This window comes from Paradesertivirga mongoliensis (genome assembly GCF_024436395.1).
Classification (GTDB): domain Bacteria; phylum Bacteroidota; class Bacteroidia; order Sphingobacteriales; family Sphingobacteriaceae; genus Paradesertivirga; species Paradesertivirga mongoliensis.
In genome coordinates, this window is sequence record NZ_JAFMZO010000003.1 from 180239 (window position 1) to 199440 (window position 19202).

General features: G+C 41.9%; 18 protein-coding genes. 11 read left to right on the forward strand and 7 right to left on the reverse strand.

What is annotated here, in order from left to right; translation table 11 throughout:
- Position 1: 1 nt before the first annotated feature.
- Positions 2 to 721: a bacillithiol biosynthesis deacetylase BshB1 gene (bshB1, locus tag J3P43_RS12065; RefSeq protein ID WP_255902703.1), complete on the reverse strand. Its 720-nt coding sequence runs from the start codon at positions 719 to 721 to the stop codon at positions 2 to 4.
- Between the two features lie 35 nt (positions 722 to 756).
- Positions 757 to 1377 carry a DUF4294 domain-containing protein gene (locus J3P43_RS12070; protein ID WP_255902705.1) on the reverse strand — a complete coding sequence of 207 codons (621 nt, stop codon included), beginning with the start codon at positions 1375 to 1377 and terminating at the stop codon, positions 757 to 759.
- A 119-nt stretch (positions 1378 to 1496) separates the two neighbouring features.
- Between J3P43_RS12070 and J3P43_RS12075 the strand changes: the two genes are divergently transcribed.
- The 5 genes from J3P43_RS12075 (at position 1497) to J3P43_RS12095 (ending at position 8381) form a co-directional block, all read left to right on the forward strand.
- Positions 1497 to 3728, forward strand: a complete 2232-nt coding sequence (locus J3P43_RS12075; RefSeq protein ID WP_255902707.1) for a RelA/SpoT family protein — start codon at positions 1497 to 1499, stop codon at positions 3726 to 3728.
- A 54-nt stretch (positions 3729 to 3782) separates the two neighbouring features.
- A complete protein-coding gene (locus J3P43_RS12080; RefSeq protein ID WP_255902710.1) occupies positions 3783 to 4256 on the forward strand; it encodes a Fur family transcriptional regulator in 474 nt (157 codons plus the stop codon).
- A 17-nt stretch (positions 4257 to 4273) separates the two neighbouring features.
- A complete protein-coding gene (locus tag J3P43_RS12085; protein ID WP_255902713.1) occupies positions 4274 to 5548 on the forward strand; it encodes an adenylosuccinate synthase in 1275 nt (424 codons plus the stop codon).
- Positions 5549 to 5565: 17 nt separating this feature from the next.
- Positions 5566 to 6840 carry an anthranilate synthase component I family protein gene (locus J3P43_RS12090; protein ID WP_255902715.1) on the forward strand — a complete coding sequence of 425 codons (1275 nt, stop codon included), beginning with the start codon at positions 5566 to 5568 and terminating at the stop codon, positions 6838 to 6840.
- A 158-nt stretch (positions 6841 to 6998) separates the two neighbouring features.
- Positions 6999 to 8381, forward strand: a complete 1383-nt coding sequence (locus tag J3P43_RS12095) for an undecaprenyl-phosphate glucose phosphotransferase (protein WP_255902717.1) — start codon at positions 6999 to 7001, stop codon at positions 8379 to 8381.
- An 84-nt stretch (positions 8382 to 8465) separates the two neighbouring features.
- Here the strand turns inward: J3P43_RS12095 and J3P43_RS12100 are convergent, their stop codons facing one another.
- From J3P43_RS12100 to nadC, 3 genes are read right to left on the reverse strand one after another with little or no spacing between them, the layout of a single operon-like run.
- The gene (locus J3P43_RS12100; protein WP_255902719.1) at positions 8466 to 9254 is read right to left on the reverse strand and encodes a M48 family metallopeptidase; all 789 of its coding nucleotides are present in this window, start codon (positions 9252 to 9254) and stop codon (positions 8466 to 8468) included.
- A gap of 34 nt (positions 9255 to 9288) precedes the next feature.
- Entirely contained in the window at positions 9289 to 9939 is a 651-nt protein-coding gene (gene plsY, locus J3P43_RS12105; RefSeq protein WP_255902721.1) for a glycerol-3-phosphate 1-O-acyltransferase PlsY, read from the reverse strand.
- A gap of 56 nt (positions 9940 to 9995) precedes the next feature.
- Positions 9996 to 10850, reverse strand: a complete 855-nt coding sequence (gene nadC / locus J3P43_RS12110) for a carboxylating nicotinate-nucleotide diphosphorylase (protein ID WP_255902723.1) — start codon at positions 10848 to 10850, stop codon at positions 9996 to 9998.
- A gap of 146 nt (positions 10851 to 10996) precedes the next feature.
- On the opposite strand from nadC, the gene gpmI reads away from it, so the two are divergent.
- The 3 genes from gpmI to J3P43_RS12125 are packed head-to-tail and all read left to right on the forward strand — an operon-like array spanning position 10997 to position 13660.
- Positions 10997 to 12517: a 2,3-bisphosphoglycerate-independent phosphoglycerate mutase gene (gene gpmI, locus J3P43_RS12115; protein ID WP_255902725.1), complete on the forward strand. Its 1521-nt coding sequence runs from the start codon at positions 10997 to 10999 to the stop codon at positions 12515 to 12517.
- A 1-nt stretch (position 12518) separates the two neighbouring features.
- Positions 12519 to 13040 carry a hypothetical protein gene (locus tag J3P43_RS12120; RefSeq protein ID WP_255902727.1) on the forward strand — a complete coding sequence of 174 codons (522 nt, stop codon included), beginning with the start codon at positions 12519 to 12521 and terminating at the stop codon, positions 13038 to 13040.
- Between the two features lie 47 nt (positions 13041 to 13087).
- Positions 13088 to 13660 (forward strand): CAP domain-containing protein, encoded by a 573-nt coding sequence (locus J3P43_RS12125; RefSeq protein WP_255902729.1) that lies wholly within the window; start codon positions 13088 to 13090, stop codon positions 13658 to 13660.
- 63 nt (positions 13661 to 13723) lie between these two features.
- Here J3P43_RS12125 and J3P43_RS12130 read toward each other — a convergent pair whose 3' ends face one another.
- Positions 13724 to 14359, reverse strand: a complete 636-nt coding sequence (locus J3P43_RS12130) for a tetratricopeptide repeat protein (protein ID WP_255902731.1) — start codon at positions 14357 to 14359, stop codon at positions 13724 to 13726.
- 354 nt (positions 14360 to 14713) lie between these two features.
- Between J3P43_RS12130 and lon the strand changes: the two genes are divergently transcribed.
- From lon to J3P43_RS12145, 3 genes are all read left to right on the forward strand, one after another.
- Positions 14714 to 17179 carry an endopeptidase La gene (lon, locus tag J3P43_RS12135; RefSeq protein WP_255902733.1) on the forward strand — a complete coding sequence of 822 codons (2466 nt, stop codon included), beginning with the start codon at positions 14714 to 14716 and terminating at the stop codon, positions 17177 to 17179.
- 79 nt (positions 17180 to 17258) lie between these two features.
- On the forward strand, positions 17259 to 17768 hold the full coding sequence (locus tag J3P43_RS12140) for a hypothetical protein (RefSeq protein ID WP_255902735.1): 510 nt from the start codon (positions 17259 to 17261) through the stop codon (positions 17766 to 17768).
- Between the two features lie 22 nt (positions 17769 to 17790).
- On the forward strand, positions 17791 to 18732 hold the full coding sequence (locus J3P43_RS12145) for a lipid A deacylase LpxR family protein (protein WP_255902737.1): 942 nt from the start codon (positions 17791 to 17793) through the stop codon (positions 18730 to 18732).
- 4 nt (positions 18733 to 18736) lie between these two features.
- Here J3P43_RS12145 and arfB read toward each other — a convergent pair whose 3' ends face one another.
- Positions 18737 to 19150, reverse strand: a complete 414-nt coding sequence (gene arfB / locus J3P43_RS12150) for an alternative ribosome rescue aminoacyl-tRNA hydrolase ArfB (RefSeq protein ID WP_255902739.1) — start codon at positions 19148 to 19150, stop codon at positions 18737 to 18739.
- Positions 19151 to 19202 lie beyond the last annotated feature (52 nt).

A 19202-nucleotide genomic window follows, 5' to 3' on the forward strand; every position in this document is an offset into this window, starting at 1 on the left:
TCTATTTCAGCTTAAACAGATCGTCAACGCCCAGCAGCTTTTTACAGGTAAACCCTTCCGCGAAAGTGGCGCCTATAAACTTACCGAACTCGCGGGCTCTCGCTTCTATAACCCGCACAAAATCAGGACTTGAAATATAGGTTTCGTGTTCTTCTTTAACCTCGGGATTATAGAACTGCGTTTTGAAGGCCTTTATAGAAGCCATTTTCGAGTCCCAGAAATCGCTGATATCTATGAGTATATCGGGTTTGATATACGCGTCTTGTATAAATTGCAATACCAGTTTAGGCCTCCAGGCAACTTGCTGTTCGCCGTTTATTTCGGTTTTTATTTTGGGCAAACCAGATAAAAAAGCTGCGTCGTTTAGCAAAGCCCCCGCGCGGCCATGATCAGGGTGGCGATCATGAATGGCGTTAATCAGTATAATATCAGGTTGGTATTGTCTTATTTTCGTTATTATCTGAAGCTGATGGAATTCATCATTTACAAAGAACCCATCCCTCATAGCCAGATTCTCACGTACGTCCAATCCCAGGATCGCGGCAGCATCTTTAGCTTCTGTGTCGCGGGTTTCGGCAGTACCTCTTGTGCCCAATTCGCCGCGTGTTAAATCTATGATACCAGTTGTATTTCCTAAAGCTTTGTGTTTGAGTAATGTTCCGGAACAGCTTAATTCGGCATCATCAGGATGAGCAGCAAAAGCCAGAATATCTATTTTCATCAATAAATACTGAGTAAAAAAAGTGAATCTAAGGGTTAATTATAGTACACAGGATTGTTATATCCTGCCGCCTGAATGATCGCTTCAATATCCCGCTCTTCTTGCGGGTTATACTGATGCTTAAGATTGTGGCCGGCAACTCTGGCTATTGACTGATAAGCAAAGGCCACCACACCTCCGCGGAGCTCTCTCACCAGATCATACGTACTCTTTCCGGTTTCCCGGTCAATTAATTTGATCAGGATTTCGCCCTGATAGATCGTCATGTTCTTGATCTCGCGATTAAACATGTCTTTAATTTCCTTATCACAAGCTCTCACTAGTTTTCGCTGATCTTTTTTACTGGTCGTGAGCGCCAGATCCTGGTTAAGCTTTGAATATCTCTTACGGGCAAACATAGCGTAAGGAAGAACTTTAAGAACATTATATTTTAATCGGTCGTACTGATACCTTGCTTCAGGCGTTCTAAACAAACGCTGGCCTTTGATATTCAGATCAGCTAATGGAATCCATGGAATCCAGGTCCCATCAACATCGCGCGTCGCATATACTTTTAACGTATCATTCTTACCTGTTACCATGCCCGGATTCACGTGCTGCGCAATTGCAGAGGCGAATAAAACGCAGAAAAATAAGGTAAGACTAAAAATTTTCATACTTTAGGGTATACACAAAATTACTTCTAATTTCGTTTATAATTAATACCTAATATACGAAATTGTAACCCAATAAGTATAAGCGAGATAAAAATTGACAGAATGTTTCAGATTTAAATATGAACGAACTAGTAATAGATCTGGAAGCGGAGAAAGCGGAAATACTTAAAAGGTACCGTGCCTTGCTTAAGGCCTGTAAATCGACCTTACAACGGGGCGACAAACGCTTAATAAGACAAGCTTTTGATATGGCCCTGGACAGCCATAAAGATATGCGCCGAAAATCAGGCGAGCCGTATATCTATCATCCCATTGCCGTGGCCCAAATAGCTGCTGAAGAAATTGGCTTAGGCACTACCTCAATTGTATGCGCCTTGTTGCATGATGTGGTGGAAGACACCGCCATTACCCTGGAGGATATCGAACGGGAATTCGGGAAAAAAGTGGCCAAAATAATAGATGGGTTAACAAAAATATCCGGCGTTTTCGACACGAACAGTTCCTTACAGGCCGAGAACTTCCGAAAGATGCTTCTTACTCTGGCCGATGATGTGAGGGTTATCCTGATAAAATTAGCCGACCGTTTGCATAATATGCGAACTATGGACTTTATGCCGAGAGATAAGCAGCTGAAAATCTCTTCAGAAACGATTTATCTCTACGCTCCCCTCGCACATCGTCTGGGCTTATATGCGATGAAATCTGAGCTGGAAGATCTTTCCATGAAATACATGGAATCGGAAACCTACAAATTCATCGCAAAAAAACTCAACGAAAAAAAGGCTGAACGTGAGCAATATGTAAAAGCTTTTGTCGAGCCAATAAAGGAGATTCTCGAAGAGCAAGGTTTACAGGCTGAAGTATATGGCCGACCTAAGTCCATCCACTCGATCTGGAGTAAAATGCGTAAAAAGGGTGTACCATTTGAAGAAGTCTATGACCTTTTTGCGATCAGAATCATCCTGGACAGCAAACCTGAAACTGAAAAAGCAGATTGTTGGAAGGCCTACTCGATAGTAACCGATTTATACCGCCCCAACCCGGACCGGCTTCGCGACTGGATTTCATCTCCCCGTGCCAACGGTTATGAATCTTTGCATACAACAGTAATGGGCCCTAAAGGTCAATGGGTTGAGGTACAGATCAGAACTTTGCGGATGAATGAAATTGCGGAGAAAGGTTTTGCCGCTCATTGGAAGTATAAAGAATCCTCGTCTGACAGCGGTTTGGACCAATGGATACAGAAAGTACGCGAACTCTTGAGCAATCCGGAGTCTAATGCGCTTGATTTTTTGGACGATTTTAAAATGAATCTTTTTTCGGATGAGATCTTTATTTTCACACCGAAAGGCGCCTTAAAACAACTTCCTACCGAAGCCACTGCCTTGGATTTCGCTTTTGAAATCCATACCGATATCGGCGCAAAATGTATCGGAGCCAAAGTGAATCACAAGCTGGTTCCTCTTTCATACAAGCTTCAAAACGGCGACCAAGTAGAGATAATTACTTCCAGTAAGCAGAGTCCGAAGGAAGATTGGCTGAATATTGTTGTTACCGCGAAAGCTAAATCCAAAATCAAATCTTCACTAAAAGAAGAAAAACGCAGGGTGGCCGAGGAAGGTAAAGAGATTCTTGAACGAAAGTTAAAATCTCTTAAGATTACCTACAATACAGACAATATCAACAAAATAACCTATTTCTTCAAGTTTGCATCTCCTTTAGACCTTTTCTATAATGTGGCTACCGGGGCGATAGACTTGAAGGATCTGAAGCAATTCCAGACGTCAGAAAAGGTAATTGAGCAACGGTCGCCAGAAAAGATTGAGGCACACCAGATCGAGGGTATTATTAACAAAGTAAAATCTAAGGATAGTAATACTTTATTGATCGGCGAGGACATGCAAAAAATAGATTATAAGCTGTCTACTTGCTGTAACCCAATACCCGGAGATGATGTATTTGGATTTATCACCATTAACGACGGCATCAAAATCCACCGGACAACCTGCCCTAATGCAGCCAAATTAATGGCCAATTACGGCTACAGGATTGTGAAAGCAAAATGGACCTCGCAGAAAGAACTAGCCTTCTTAACCGGATTGAGGATTACCGGAATTGATGATGTGGGTTTAATCAACAAACTCACCACAGTCATTTCATATGATTTCAAAGTAAACATGCGCTCGATAACTGTGGATAGCAATGAGGGTATCTTTGAAGGATCTATTATGGTATATGTTAACGATACGCAACACCTGGATAATCTTATCAAGAAGCTTAAACAAGTAAAGGGTGTAACTTCTGTTACCCGTTTTGATTCCGAACAGCAAAATGTAGACCTCGCTTCATAATTCTTTGAGGATTTCTTATTTTTTTGGATAAATTTGAGCGCTGTTAAGCAAACTATGCCCGTAGAAGAAACCATAGCACTTGTAAAAAAAATTTTTGAGGCCTACCTCGAAAATAAAAGCTTAAGAAAAACGCCCGAGCGTTTTGCTATACTGGAAGAAATATATTCGCGCAATGATCATTTTGATGTAGAATCGCTCTATATCCATATGAAAAACAAGAAGTATCGCGTTAGCCGTGCTACAGTCTATAATACTCTTGAACTATTGGTTTCGTGCGATTTGGTAACGAAGCACCAGTTTGGCAAGAATATGGCGCAGTTCGAAAAATCATACGGTTATAAACAGCACGATCATATTATCTGCATTGACTGCGGCAAAGTGGTAGAGTTCTGCGACCCAAGAATCGGCCAGATTCAAAGCATGATGGGTGACTTGTTAAAGTTTGACATTAAGCACCACTCTCTCAATCTTTACGGTAACTGCGCCAAATTAAAGGAAGGTTACTGTGAATCTCATTCAAAAAATTAATATCCAAAAAACAATAAATGGCTGTTGACGTACTCTTAGGCCTCCAATGGGGCGATGAAGGAAAAGGAAAAATTGTAGATGTTCTAAGTCCGAAATACGATTTAATTGCACGCTTCCAGGGTGGCCCCAATGCGGGACATACACTGGAGTTTGACAATCAGAAATACGTACTAAATACTATCCCGTCGGGGATTTTCAATGAAAAAACCATGAACCTTATAGGTAATGGTGTGGTAATCGACCCGATCATTCTTAAACGCGAACTTGATAATCTAAAAAAGAGTGGTTTCGATCCGGTTGCTGCGAAAAAATTGGTAATCGCCCGTAAAGCTCATCTTATTCTTCCAACTCATCAATTGCTTGATGCTGCGTCTGAAAGCAAAATGGGCGAAGGAAAAATTGGTTCGACACTTAAAGGGATCGGCCCAACATACATGGACAAAACCGGCCGCAATGGCTTAAGAGTTGGCGATACCATGCTCCCTGATTTTAAAGAGAAATATGATAAACTGGTGAATAAACACAAGTCTATCCTCTCTCATTATGGAGAGGTTCCTAATTTTTCAGAGAAAGAATCAGCCTTCTTCGAAGCTATTGAATATTTAAAGAGTATTCCTCAGGTAGACAGTGAACATTTCGTAAATCAGTACCTGCGTGAAGGCAAGTCGGTACTTGCAGAAGGCGCACAAGGCGCAATGCTCGACGTGGACTTTGGTTCATATCCTTTTGTTACCTCATCAAATACAACAGCAGCCGGCGCATGTACCGGACTAGGTGTGGCTCCGGCAAAAATCGGTTCGGTTATCGGGATTTTTAAAGCGTATTGCACCCGTGTAGGCGGAGGACCCTTCCCTACAGAACTTCACGACGAAACCGGCGAAGAACTTCGTAAAGTTGGGCATGAGTTTGGCGCAACAACCGGTCGGCCCCGTCGTTGCGGCTGGATTGATCTGCCTGCATTAAAATATGCGATCATGCTTAACGGTGTTACCGAGCTGGTGATGACTAAAGCAGACGTGTTAAGCGGTTTTGATAAGATCTATGCTTGTACCCACTACGAATATAATGGAGAAACAATCGATTATATGCCGTACGACATTTGCTCTATTGAACCTAAGCCTGTATTTAAGGAAATTGACGGCTGGAATGAAGATCTTACTGGTATTAAGACTATTCCGGAGATTCCGGCTAAGTTGATGGCATATGTAAAATATTTAGAAAGTGAAGTTGGAGTTCCGGTAAGATATCTCTCTGTAGGTCCTGACCGGGTTCAAACTCTGATCCTAAATTAATCAGCCATTATTCCGGCATGGAAACTCATATTCCGGATGATGTAGACCTCTTTCGACAAAAAGCATTACAATGGGCTGCCTCTTTTGAGACAGCCTGTTATTTTGATTCTAATAGTTATACTGATCCTTACTCTTCGTTCGATGTGTTGATCGCTGCAGGTGCAAGCGAAGGACTTGAGTCGAATGCAGGGTCGGCGTTTGAAGAACTTGCCGGTTTCATCGAAAACTCCCCGCAATGGATAATAGGCTTTCTGGCTTACGATCTGAAAAATGAGACAGAATCTTTAAGCTCGGCCAATCCGGATCACTTAAATTTCCCCGACCTTTATTTCTTTAAGCCCAAACATCTGATTACCATAAAGGCTGGACAAGTTAAAATTACCTCAGAATCACCAGCCTCAGTTATCACAGAAATCAACTGCACTTCCTTAACAACCGAGAGGTTTTCATTCCAGGGGACTGTAAAAACGCGATTTACGCCCGACGAATATCAAGCTGCAGTACGGGCCCTCAAAGATCACATCCACCGGGGCGATATTTATGAGGCAAACTTTTGTCAGGAGTTCTATGCTGACAATTGCGTTCTCAATCCGCTGGAAGCCTTTAAATCACTAAACACTATCTCTCCTACACCTTTTGCTACTTTTTTCAAGTATAATCACCGGTATATCATCAGCGCCACACCGGAGCGATTTCTAAGCAAGCGAAGAAATAAAATCATTTCCCAGCCAATAAAGGGCACTATTAAAAGGAGCGCTGACTTCAAAGAAGACCAATACTTAAAAGAAAGCTTAAGGAACAACGAGAAAGAACAATCTGAAAATGTGATGATTGTGGATCTGGTTCGCAACGACTTAACGAAATGCGCCATACCTGGAACGGTAGAAGTAGAAGAGCTTTTCGGGATCTATACATTTGAGCAGGTACACCAGATGATATCAACTGTAATCTGTCAGGCAAAGCCTGGGCTTTCCAACGCTGAGATCATAAGAGCGGTCTTCCCAATGGGTTCTATGACTGGAGCACCGAAGATTTCGGCAATGGAATTAATTGAAAAGTATGAACGCTCTAAACGAGGCGTTTTTTCTGGCGCAATAGGCTATTTTTCTCCAGATGGCGACTTCGATTTTAATGTAGTAATCAGAACGTTGCTCTATAATGCTGCTGAGGGATATTTGTCTTTCCATGTCGGGAGTGCTATTACCTTCGCCTCAGACCCACAAAAAGAATACGATGAATGCCTGCTGAAAGCTGAAGCTATCAGACGAGTATTATCAGAGTCCATAAAGTAACCGGGAGTGAAGCTCAACGATAGATTTTTTTAAATATTATCTGTCGCATAATAAAATTTATGACTAGCTTTAATAACTCTGATGGCTCTCGATGAAAACGCATTTCTTTTACTATCAATGCTTTCCCCCTGAGCTTTTAAGAATATTGGAGTTAATGCATGCAAACGCGCTATCTGTATTTTTTGAAATTTATCTTATTGATCAGTGATCTGGTACTGATTAACTTTTTATTTTTTTTCGGTTTTCAATTATCGAATAAAATAGGTGGGCATATGGATCTGGCCCTGTATCGGGAGAACATCTCCACCTGTAACCTCTTGTGGCTAATATCATCAGGTGTATTTGGCCTTTACCGCGACCATACAATCCCAAAATTGGAATTTATTTACAGAGCTACATGGCGCAGTATTGCCTTGCATACCTTCCTTTTCTTGGCTTACCTCTTTTTTACGTATCAAATTGATTTTCCCAGACACTTCATTGTTATTTTTTATGGGTTTATGGGCTTTGGATTTATCTTAAGCCGCTTTACCGGTACAGCCTTGCAAAATTTGCTCATTCGTCATCTGGATATAAGAAAAGCTGTCGCCGTGCTGGGAATGAATTCTGGAGGATTAAAGCTTGCGGCATTTCTCGAGCAGCAATCAAATATGAAATTCGTTGGTTTTTTAGGAAAAGAGGGCTTTTATGTAGATAAAGAGGGAAAACTCATTCCCGCGGCCAGACAGCAGCTTAAAAAAGCAGCAACTGCTGGTATAAAAGAAATATTTGTTTCCATCGCTCCCGACCGCCTCGAAGACATCCCCCAGCTCATGCAGGAAGGAGAAAAACAATGTTTGCGTTTAAAATTCGTGCCTGATTTTTCTACAAATCAGGCGTACTTCCGGATTGATCACATGGGAGGCTTCCCCGTATTATGCCTCAGAAACGAACCTCTGGAAGACATGGAGAATCGGGTAAAAAAGAGGTTTCTCGACATAGTTATCAGCTCCCTGGTTATCTTATTTATTTTCAGCTGGTTATATCTGATTCTCGCTCTAATCATAAAACTTCAAAGTCCCGGACCTATACTCTTCAAGCAACTTAGAAGTGGCAGAGATAATAAGCCTTTTTACTGTTACAAATTCAGGAGCATGCGGATTAACGACGACAGCGATATAAACCAGGCCACGCGTAACGACGACAGAATAACCCCTATTGGAAAATTTATGCGGAGGACGAGCCTGGACGAATTTCCTCAGTTTTTCAATGTTCTTTTCGGAGATATGAGCTTGATAGGTCCTAGACCCCACATGTTGAGTCATACCGGTCAATACAGAGCAATCATCGATAAATACATGGTTCGGCATTTAGTTAAACCAGGTATAAGCGGATGGGCTCAGGTTAACGGGTTTAGAGGCGAAACCAACGAACAATGGTTAATGGAACAGCGCGTTGAGCACGATATATGGTATATGGAGAATTGGTCGGCCATGCTGGATATTCGCATTATATTCCTGACCATTATTAATATCTTCCGGGGAGAAGATAAAGCATACTAATTACTCTTTGCAGTCGATATAAAGAAAAGAGTTTGTCTCATCCGTTTATTAAACGATATTGAGACAAGCTCTTTCCGCTTTAAGTTAAGGCTTATAGTATCTTCTCGCCTCTGGCAAATTCTTTTGTATTTGCGAGATCCGGGTTTGATCGCTGGGGTGTGTACTCAAAAACTCGGGAGGCGTACCATTTCCTTCTTTGGCAGAAGCCATCCGTTGCCAGAATGTTAATGCATTATCAGGGTTATACCCGGCCATAGCCATAAATACAAGGCCTAATCTGTCTGCTTCAGTCTCCTGAGAGCGACCGTATTTAAGTAATGCTAACTGACCACCCAAACCATATAATTGACCGATAGCTTGTGATCCGCCCGTAGCAGCACCTACAATACCCCCAATTGCCTGCGCACCCATCATTTGAGAATATCTTTCCTCGGCATGGCGGGCGATAGCGTGAGCAATCTCGTGGCCCATTACAGTGGCCAGGCCAGCGTCTGTTTGTGCAACAGGAATCAAGCCTGTATATACTGCAACTTTTCCGCCTGGCATTGCCCAGGCATTAATGTCTTTACTTTGAATGAGATTAAATTCCCATTGCAAATTATATTTACCGGCGTATCCGTTCTGATTAAGGTATGTCTCTACGGCCCGGGCTATTCGTCCACCCACGTTACGTACACGCTGCAAATCAGAACCGCTTCGAACTACCGTTACTTTCGGATCATTTAGAAATTGCCTGTAGGCCTGAGCTGCTTCCTGTTGTATAGCATCAGAGTTTGCGAGGCTTAATTGGCGTCTTCCGGTTAAAGGAACCGTTGAGCATGCAGCCATTATTGTTACCAACAAAATGGTGCTAAGTATTCTTAAACTTCTCATATTCATGTCTGTGTTTTAACAGATAACGCAAAGATCAGTCCAGCTGTTTTTTTCTAAAGAAATTAACTTTAGCTTCTTTGCCTTTTAGCAGGCGTTCGATGTTCTTTTGGTGGGTCACAAGTATCAAAACACAGATACACATACCATAAACAACAATCGGACGAATGGGGGAATGAAATAGGAATATTACGCTCAGCGGAAAGGAAAATCCCGCAGAGATAGAACTGAGGGAGACATATTTTGAAACAAGGAGTACTATTAAGAAAACAACTACGCAAACCATAGCAGCTTCTATATGAACTGCCAGGATCATCCCAAACAGAGTTGCAATACCCTTTCCTCCTCTAAATCCTGCAAAGACCGGAAACAAGTGTCCCATTACAGCAATTATACCCAAGGCCAGTTGATAGTTCGCAAACTGAACAGAATGTTGGGGTCCGGTTACTGAAAGCCCGATAAGATAGGCCAGATTGGTAGCGGTCCATCCCTTCAAAATATCAAGGACCATTACGGCTATTCCCGCTTTTTTTCCGAGTACCCGAAAAGTATTTGTTGCTCCAGCATTTCCACTGCCGTATTCGCGTACGTCAATACCATAGAAGGCCTGCCCTATCCAGACAGCTGTGGGAATTGAGCCAAACAAATAAGCTGCAACTAGTGCAGATAGAGAATAAATTGAAATCATTCAGGTTGCAATATTAAAAAAAAGCAGAGCCAAATTCGTGCAAAACTGATGCTTATTTAGTTTTTAAATGCTTTCAGACTCATGTCCAGGCTTTTAACAGAATGAGTCAAAGCGCCTAAAGAAACGTAATCAACGCCGCACTGGGCATATTGTAATACATTGTCCTGCGTTATACCACCCGAAGCCTCGGTAATAAATCTTCCATCCACCAATTTAACCGCAGCTGTTAATGTCTCAAAATCAAAATTGTCCAGCAAAATTCTGTCTACCTGGCCGCACTCCATCACTTCCTCAAGTTCGGTTAGGTTGCGTACTTCAATTTCGACCGGAATCTTTTTATTATTCTCTATTAAATATTGCTTCGCTGCATTTAGTGCCTGACTTATTCCTCCTGCATAATCCACATGATTATCCTTAATCAAGATCATATCATATAGGCCGAAGCGATGGTTAACCCCGCCTCCGATCTTGACGGCAAGCTTCTCCAGGAAACGCATATTTGGCGTGGTCTTACGTGTATCAAGCACTTTAGTGTTCGTATCTTTGAGCAGATTGGCGATACGCCTGGTGGTTGTTGCAATACCGCTCATCCGCTGCATGGTATTTAAAACGAGTCTTTCCGCTACTAAAATCGAATAAGCACTTCCGGTTACGTGTAAAATTATGTCGCCATATTTGACGTCGGCACCGTCTTTTATGAATACGTCTACTTTAAGCGCCTTATCCACCTTTTTGAAGATCTCCAGAGCAACGGCGACACCGGCAATTACCCCATCTTCCTTAATTAACAGTTTGGCACTCCCCTGCTTCCCTTCCGGGATAGTTGAAAGCGATGTATGATCTCCATCACCAACATCTTCTTGAAGTGCATTGTCAATAAATTTGTGCAGTACCTCTATATCGACTTCCATATAAGCGCAAAAATAAGAAATACACCGATATATGTGGATTTGTTTACAACGGTATTGCTAAGCCATTCTAAATGGCCAAAACAAATAAATGTTCAGGCATTCGTCATCACGTAGATCAAAATCAAATTTTATGTAAGTTTGCACCCGTGGAAAATAAAAAATTAGCCTTAATAATACTTGATGGCTGGGGATACGGTAATCCGGATCAATCAAACGCCATTGTTGCTGCAAACACTCCTTTTTTTGATAGTCTGATTGCAAAATATCCCAATTCGACTCTGGAAGCTTCGGGCATGGCTGTAGGTCTCCCGGAAGGCCAGATGGGAAACTCGGAAGTTGGCCATATGAATTTAGGCGCGGGCCGGGTGGTATATCAGGAGCTGGGCCGTATTCACAAAGCGGTAGAAGATGGGGAACTTGCGTCCAATCCGGCATTAAAGGAAGCCTTTGAATATGCCAAAAAAGAAAACAAACAAGTGCATTTTATAGGTCTGGTTTCGGATGGGGGTGTTCACTCTCATACCCGTCATCTGATCGGCTTATGCGAAGCTGCTAAAAGTTATGATCTCGATAAAGTTTTCATACATGGCTTTTTAGATGGCAGGGATACCGATCCTAATTCGGGTATAGAATACATTACTAAGCTCGAATCTTATCTGAATGATTCGCCGGCTAAATTAGCTTCACTGATCGGCAGATATTACGCCATGGACCGGGATAACAGATGGGAACGGGTAAAGCAGGCTTACGATGTAATGGTGAACGCCACCGGGACAAAAACCAGCGATGCTATTTCGAGCATTCGCGATTCGTATAACGAAGGTGTTACCGATGAGTTTATGAAACCGATTGTAAAAGTAGATTCATCTGGCCAGCCGGTTGCTGTAATCGAACCAGGCGACGTAGTTATCTGCTTTAATTTCAGAACAGATCGCGGGCGCGAAATAAGCCTCGCTCTAACTCAGAAGCCCTTCCCTGAGTATCAGATGACGCCTTTGAGTGTGAAGTATATCACCATGACCACCTACGATGATACGTTTAAAGATGTTAAAGTAGTGTTTACCAAAGATGACCTTACTGAAACTATCGGCGAAGTGCTTGAAAAACATGGAAAAACACAGGTTAGAATAGCTGAAACTGAGAAATACCCTCACGTAACGTTTTTCTTTTCGGGAGGACGGGAGAAAGAATTTAAGGGTGAAAGACGACTTCTCATTCCTTCGCCTAAAGTGGCGACTTACGATCTGCAGCCCGAAATGAGCGCGAAAGGAATCAGAGATGCCATTTGTGAAGATTTTCGAACTAACAAACCTGATTTTGTATGTCTTAATTTCGCCAATCCCGACATGGTTGGTCATACCGGAGTGTTCTCTGCTGTTGTAAAGGCAGTTGAAACGGTAGACAGCTGTCTTCAGACCGTTGTTGAATGCGGATCGGAGCAGGGCTATTCGTTCATTGTTATTGCCGATCATGGCAATGCAGATTTTATGGTGAACGAAGATGGCTCTCCGAATACAGCGCACACCACAAATCTGGTTCCCTGTATTTTAATTGATAACGATTACTCTAAAATTGGAAACGGAAAGCTTGGCGATATTGCTCCGACTGTTCTTAAAATCCTTGGAGTGCCGGTGCCTGAAAGCATGACAGGCGATATCCTGGTTTAGTATGAAATATTATCCGGCATTGATTCTCTTTGTTTTTCTTGCCTCCTGCGGCAACGAAAACAAAGAGACTTCAAAACAATACTTCGATATTAAAGGGTACTTCTCAAAAGAGGTAAAAAAACTACAAAAGCAAAATCCTGTAATAAGCAAAACAGTTCTTCAAAACGGGCAATCAGAAGCACGAAGCATAATGCTTGATAATTGGGAAGCAGAGCTTGAGCTTTTCTCTGCATCAGACATTAACAAACCCGCCTGGAAAAATAGTTACCAAGTTATCAACACAGGAAATATCAAAGAATATATTTCGAAGGACAAGCAACTGAAAACCAGAAAAATATCTATCGAATCTTACAGAGGGACGATTAAACACATCACTATTTTGAATGCTTCACAAAATATGCTTTACTCTTCAGAAGAACAGTTGGATTACTACCCTGACTCTCTCTACAGCATTAAAAAGCGCCAGACCGTTCGCATAATGGGCACTAACAGCTATTCCATTTTCGCAAGATTTAAAAACTAAAAACCCAATAAAAGATTTAATTATTCGTTCATCTGTGAAAGGGTATTATGAAAAAATTAGTTTGGGGCTCAGTTGCATTTTTAGTATTTGCCTCATGTGCTATTGAAAAACAAAACACTGTTAAAAAAACAGTGCCTGCCGCTAAACCGGCAGTAGCCAGTTCATTTATGGAAGTGGTAGATTTTCAAAAAGAATTTTTAAAACGCATTAATAAAGCCAGAGAGGAAGGCTGCAAATGCGGAGACGTATATATGCCGCCTGCTGAACCTTTAAGTTGGAACGACAGACTGCAATTAGCGGCACTGGGCCACGCGCAAGACATGTCAAGAAACAGGTACTTCAGCCATGTGAGTAAAAACGGCGACCGGATAAAAGATCGTATTACAGCCGCAGGATATACGCCTGCCGGATTTCAAACCTTCACCATCGGTGAAAATATAGCTTACAATCAGCGCACTATTAGAGAAGTGATGGAAGCATGGTTGAAAAGTCCAAGCCACTGTAAAAACATTATGAATCCTGCCTTTAGGGAAATCGGGATTGCAATGCAAAACTACTATTGGGTGCAGGCCTTTGGGGCAAGAATCCCATTTTCAAAGCGATATAATAGCAGCAGGTAACTGACTTTCGTGCATAAAAAAAGCGACCAAAAGTCGCTTTTTTTTGTTGAGTACTTCGCAATCTTATTCGAGGTTTGCCATATAAACTTTAGCTTTCTTCATCTCATCCATAATATCCTTTCTTCCCGGATTGGAATCAAGCACCCGCTGAAGGTCGTTGATACACGATTTGTACGAACTGACAGCAGCGGCTTTATCATAGGTTTTCGGATTCTTCTGGCCCTTAAGAATGGCATAATCACGGTAAGCGATTGCTCTGTTTTGATAAAGCTTCTTATCCTCGCTATTTAACTCGATAGCTTTTGTGTAATCTTTGATACTCGCAAGTAAGATCTTTTCCCGTTCTGCAGGAGTAAGTGAAGTGTTCATTTGTGCTCCCAGAAAGTTACGGGCTTTGCCACGATAATAATAAGAGGAAACATTATTGGGCTGCAGGGAAATAACTTTCCCAAAAGTACTTATCGCCTTTTGATAGTCGCCCGAGTGATAATATGAATACCCCAGCATATAAAGTACGTCCGCATTGCTGGCTTCGGCGGGAAGTGATTTTTCGAGATGAACAACCGCGTTTTTGAAATCGCCGTCTAAAAGCGCTTTATTACCTAAGCGCACATAGGCATTATTGGATTCTGACTGTTGCGCCCAAGAAAAGCCTGTGAATAATAGTAGGAAAGAGAAAAGTGATGTGATTACTTTCATTTGAACTTTGTGAGTTAACCTGTTGCTGAAACGCATAAATTATATTATTATTCTTTATCCGCAAACCTTGTACAATAATATAATGTATAACGATTTAAAGAATGTAATAATACACAAGGTTAATTATTTTGTTTCTTTGTTTAAAAAAGAATCGATTGAATTGCTGACTTTTTAACAGCATTATTGGCCTTCAAAAACTATCCTGAATGGCAATGAAGCCATTTTAGGCAAGATTATGAGATGTGGACAAAATAAATCTTGACTTGGCATAGGCATTGCAATCATATGCATTCATAAATAAACACACAGCAAAAAAAAATTCAACTGTCAATTTGACGTTGAGAAAGGAAATGCATGAGCGAATTTGATTTTCATCAAACACTACCCATAATTAACGAAGATACCGAGTTTTTTCCCCTGATGTCTCAGGAAGACGAAGAGGAAATGAACAATGAACAAACTCCGGAAGTACTTTCTATATTGCCATTGCGCAATACGGTGCTGTTTCCCGGGGTGGTCATCCCTATTACTGTTGGCAGAGACAAATCCATCAAACTTATAAAAGATGCTTATAAAGGCGACCGTACCATTGGGGTTGTTTCTCAGCGGGATGTTGGCATTGAAGATCCAACATTTGAGCAGCTAAACGATGTAGGAACGGTAGCACTTATTATCAAAATGCTGCAAATGCCTGATGGCAGCACAACAGTCATTATCCAGGGGAAGCAACGTTTCCGTTTAGGAGAGGCCGTACAAAGCGAACCGTACATAAAAGCAAGCATCAACAAGTTCGAAGAGATAAAACCAAAGGCCGATAAGGAATTTAAAGCCATTGTTGCTTCGGTTAAAGAGCTGGCTATGCAGATTATTCAGCTTTCGCCGAATATTCCGAGCGAGGCTGGTATCGCTATTAAAAACATTGAAAGCACCTCTTTCCTGATAAACTTTATTTCATCTAACATGAATGCCGACGTTGCGGCAAAACAGCAGATGTTAGAGGTAGCTAACCTGTACGAACGAGCAAAAATGGTCCTCGAGCATCTTACTATGGAGCTTCAAATGCTTGAGCTACGGAATCAAATTCAATCTAAAGTACGTACTGATTTAGACAAACAACAACGTGATTATTTTCTAAATCAGCAGTTAAAAACTATTCAGGAAGAGCTAGGCGGCAACTCTCCGGACCTTGAGCTGGATAATTTACGTCAAAGGGCATTGAAGAAAAAATGGTCTGCAGAGATTGCCAGTCATTTTTCAAAAGAACTCGACAAGCTTGCGCGGATGAATCCGGCTGCAGCCGATTATTCTGTTCAAGTGAATTACCTTGAACTTCTTTTAGACCTGCCATGGAACGAATTCACTAAAGATAACTTCGACCTGAAACGGGCCGAACGCATCCTTGATAAAGACCACTTTGGCCTTGATAAAGTAAAACGCCGTATTATTGAGTACCTGGCTGTTTTGAAGCTAAAAAACAATATGAAGGCACCTATTCTATGCCTTGCAGGCCCTCCGGGGGTTGGAAAAACGTCTCTGGGAAAATCGATTGCCAAAGCACTGGGACGTAAATACGTGAGAATGGCCCTTGGTGGTATCCGCGACGAGGCCGAAATTCGCGGCCACCGGAAAACTTATATCGGCGCAATGCCAGGAAGAATCATTCAGTCACTAAAAAAAGCGGGCGCGGCCAATGCGGTTTTTGTACTGGATGAAATAGATAAAGTTGGAAATGATTTTAGAGGCGATCCCTCTTCGGCCTTGTTAGAGGTGCTCGACCCCGAACAAAATAACGCGTTTTACGATCATTATGTAGAGCTTGACTTCGATTTATCAAACGTGATGTTTATAGCCACGGCGAATTCCTTAAGCAATATCCAGCCTGCCTTGCTAGACAGAATGGAAATAATTGAGGTCAACGGCTACACCATTGAGGAGAAGATAGAAATTGCCAAACAGCACCTCTTACCTAAGCAACTTGAACAGCACGGCTTAAAGAAAAAAGATGTGGCCTTAAAAGCTTCAGTTCTCGAAAAGATCATTGAGGATTATACCCGCGAATCAGGAGTACGTGGCCTGGAAAAAAGGATCGGATCGGTAGTACGTGGAGTTGCCACTAAGATTGCAATGGAAGAGGAATATACCTCTGCACTTAATAAAGTCGACATAGAAAGAATCCTTGGCGCACCGATGTTCGATAAAGATCTATATGAAGGCAACGAAGTAGCTGGTGTGGTTACCGGCCTGGCCTGGACACAGGTTGGCGGCGATATTTTATTTATTGAAGCGAGCTTAAGTCCCGGAAAAGGAAAACTATCCATTACCGGAAATCTCGGCGATGTAATGAAAGAGTCAGCAGAAATAGCGATGGCATACCTTCGGGCACATGCCGCCAAATTTAATATTGACCATCGTTTGTTCGAATCATGGGATGTACATGTCCATGTGCCTGCCGGCGCTACACCTAAAGATGGGCCCTCTGCCGGTATAACGATGCTGACAGCACTGACTTCGGCGTTCACTCAGCGCAGGGTAAAGCAGCACCTTGCAATGACTGGCGAGATCACGCTTCGTGGTAAAGTTTTGCCTGTCGGCGGAATCAAGGAAAAAATACTTGCTGCAAAAAGAGCTAATATTAAAGAGATCATCTTATCCAAATCGAACGAGAAGGATATCCTTGAAATAAAAGAAGATTATATCAAAGATCTTACCTTTTACTATGTTAAGGAAATGAAAGAAGTAATCGATCTCGCCCTTACCAACGAAAAGGTAAAAGATCCAATTGATTTAACGGTTAAAGGGCCAGCAAGCATTTTAAACTAAAATATAAGCCGCAAAAAAAGAGACAGGATTTGATTCGATTCTGTCTCTTTTTTTTAACTTCAAGGTTTATAATAAACGTATGAAAAAATTCATCTATTTACTTTGCCTCCTCGCATCCATAGGTACAGCAACGCGGGCGCAACAAATCACTAAAACGGATTCTTTAAATAAACGACCACAGGCCGTCTTTTTTGAAATTCTAGGATCAGGAGGACTTTATTCGGTCAATTACGACACACGATTTTCTACAAAGCCGGATGGCTTAGGAATGAAGGTGGGAATCAGCTATACTCAGGTCTCAGAAGCATCTTTATTTACCCTGCCGCTGCAATTAAATTATCTGTTGGGCAAAAGCGAAAAATATTTTGAAGTCGGCCTAGGGGCTACATATGCCAGCGCTGCTCTCGACGCATTTGGAGATGACGATGAAAGTGAGTCGGGCTCAACCGTTTTTGGCACAATGACATTTGGTTACAGAAAACAGCCGCTGGATGGTGGTTTTATGTTTAGAGGCGGCGTCTCCCCTGTCTTTGGAAAAGGATATTTTATACCGTACTATCCTTATATATCATTCGGATATTCTTTCTGACAATAAACGCCGGTACTCAAAAATGAAATGCAGGACCTCCGCATTGGCGTGCCTTCTTCTTTTTCCTTTTCTGGTACTTTCCCAGAACTTTAGAAACGAATTTGGATTTCGGGCAGATAATGATTCTTTTCTAGCCTACGGACAAGACCAATATTATACGAACGGCCTCTTCATCACTTTCAGGCATGCTGTCAATCAGGAGCGGATATCCACCCGTTTTGCGAAACTGATCTGGGAAGCAGAAGCCGGACAGTATATGTTTAATCCTTACACGGGCAAAATAGATGACATCAGCAAGGTAGACAGACCTTTTGCTGCTTACTTATATGCAGGAGGAAAATTAAATCTGTTCCTGCCGAACGAACATGTTTTTGAACTCTCACTAAATGCCGGAACGATCGGTCCCGACGCTTTAGGCGAAGAGGTTCAGAAAGGTCTGCACCAAGCTATTGGGTTTTATCCTATTAAAGGTTGGGAATATCAGGTAAACAATGATTTGGGCATAAATGCAGCTCTAAAACACTCCGCCCTGCTTGTGCGAAACGGAAATAACGATCTCAGCTTAAACTCCTACGTAAATATCGGCAGCACTTTTACAGGTGTGGGAGCGGGAATTCTCTACCGCACAGGACGCATTAATAAATTCTTTAACTCGGTAAGCGCCAATAGCCGGATTTCGAATTCGGCTGGTGATTCCATCCCTGAAAAGGAATTCTTCTTTTTTACGCGGCCGATGCTGAATTTTATCGGATATGACGCAACGGTTCAGGGAGGCCTATTCGCCGATGATAAGGGGCCCGTTACTTTCGATCCCAAAAGGTTTCAATACTCACATGAATTCGGGATAAATTACGCTGCCAATCGCTGGACGCTAAATTTTTCGGTAATTTTTAAATCAAGGGACGTGAAAATGCAGAAAACTTCGCACCAATATGGATCTGCAGCAATTTATTATCGTTTTTGATCTGCTAGAACTCAAAGCCTTTCTTACTTCGGTTAAGCTTCTTTAAAGCCTGCTGCTGCTTGTTTTTTAAACGCTGTGCTACCGCCGATTTCTTCGGCTTAGTTGCCTTCCGTGGCATTTGAACGTGCAGTGCATTTTTCAGCAGCAACAAAAGCTTTTGAAGAGTTCGTTCCTTATTCAGGTACTGACTCCTTTCTTCCTCAGAAATCACCTGAATTAATCCTTCCGATGTCATCTTACCAGCAAGCTTCTGTCTTAGAAGTGTTTTTTGCTCAGTAGTAAATAGTTCTGAAGCCTCAAAATCAAAATTAAGCTCTGCTTTGCTTGAAACTTTATTTACATTTTGTCCGCCTTTTCCACCGCTTCTCGATGTCTTAAAAGTAATATTTGGAAGCAGATTATGAATTGAGATCTCCATATCCCAAATAAACAAAATATACTTGCTTTGTTTAAAATTCGGCGCAAATAAT

Coding starts and splice junctions, on each gene's coding strand:
- bshB1 (WP_255902703.1), bottom strand. CDS start 721: ATGAAAATAGATATTCTGGCTTTTGCTGCTCATCCTGATGATGCCGAA.
- J3P43_RS12070 (WP_255902705.1), bottom strand. CDS start 1,377: ATGAAAATTTTTAGTCTTACCTTATTTTTCTGCGTTTTATTCGCCTCT.
- J3P43_RS12075 (WP_255902707.1), top strand. CDS start 1,497: ATGAACGAACTAGTAATAGATCTGGAAGCGGAGAAAGCGGAAATACTT.
- J3P43_RS12080 (WP_255902710.1), top strand. CDS start 3,783: ATGCCCGTAGAAGAAACCATAGCACTTGTAAAAAAAATTTTTGAGGCC.
- J3P43_RS12085 (WP_255902713.1), top strand. CDS start 4,274: ATGGCTGTTGACGTACTCTTAGGCCTCCAATGGGGCGATGAAGGAAAA.
- J3P43_RS12090 (WP_255902715.1), top strand. CDS start 5,566: ATGGAAACTCATATTCCGGATGATGTAGACCTCTTTCGACAAAAAGCA.
- J3P43_RS12095 (WP_255902717.1), top strand. CDS start 6,999: ATGCAAACGCGCTATCTGTATTTTTTGAAATTTATCTTATTGATCAGT.
- J3P43_RS12100 (WP_255902719.1), bottom strand. CDS start 9,254: ATGAGAAGTTTAAGAATACTTAGCACCATTTTGTTGGTAACAATAATG.
- plsY (WP_255902721.1), bottom strand. CDS start 9,939: ATGATTTCAATTTATTCTCTATCTGCACTAGTTGCAGCTTATTTGTTT.
- nadC (WP_255902723.1), bottom strand. CDS start 10,850: ATGGAAGTCGATATAGAGGTACTGCACAAATTTATTGACAATGCACTT.
- J3P43_RS12120 (WP_255902727.1), top strand. CDS start 12,519: ATGAAATATTATCCGGCATTGATTCTCTTTGTTTTTCTTGCCTCCTGC.
- J3P43_RS12125 (WP_255902729.1), top strand. CDS start 13,088: ATGAAAAAATTAGTTTGGGGCTCAGTTGCATTTTTAGTATTTGCCTCA.
- J3P43_RS12130 (WP_255902731.1), bottom strand. CDS start 14,359: ATGAAAGTAATCACATCACTTTTCTCTTTCCTACTATTATTCACAGGC.
- lon (WP_255902733.1), top strand. CDS start 14,714: ATGAGCGAATTTGATTTTCATCAAACACTACCCATAATTAACGAAGAT.
- J3P43_RS12140 (WP_255902735.1), top strand. CDS start 17,259: ATGAAAAAATTCATCTATTTACTTTGCCTCCTCGCATCCATAGGTACA.
- J3P43_RS12145 (WP_255902737.1), top strand. CDS start 17,791: ATGAAATGCAGGACCTCCGCATTGGCGTGCCTTCTTCTTTTTCCTTTT.
- arfB (WP_255902739.1), bottom strand. CDS start 19,150: ATGGAGATCTCAATTCATAATCTGCTTCCAAATATTACTTTTAAGACA.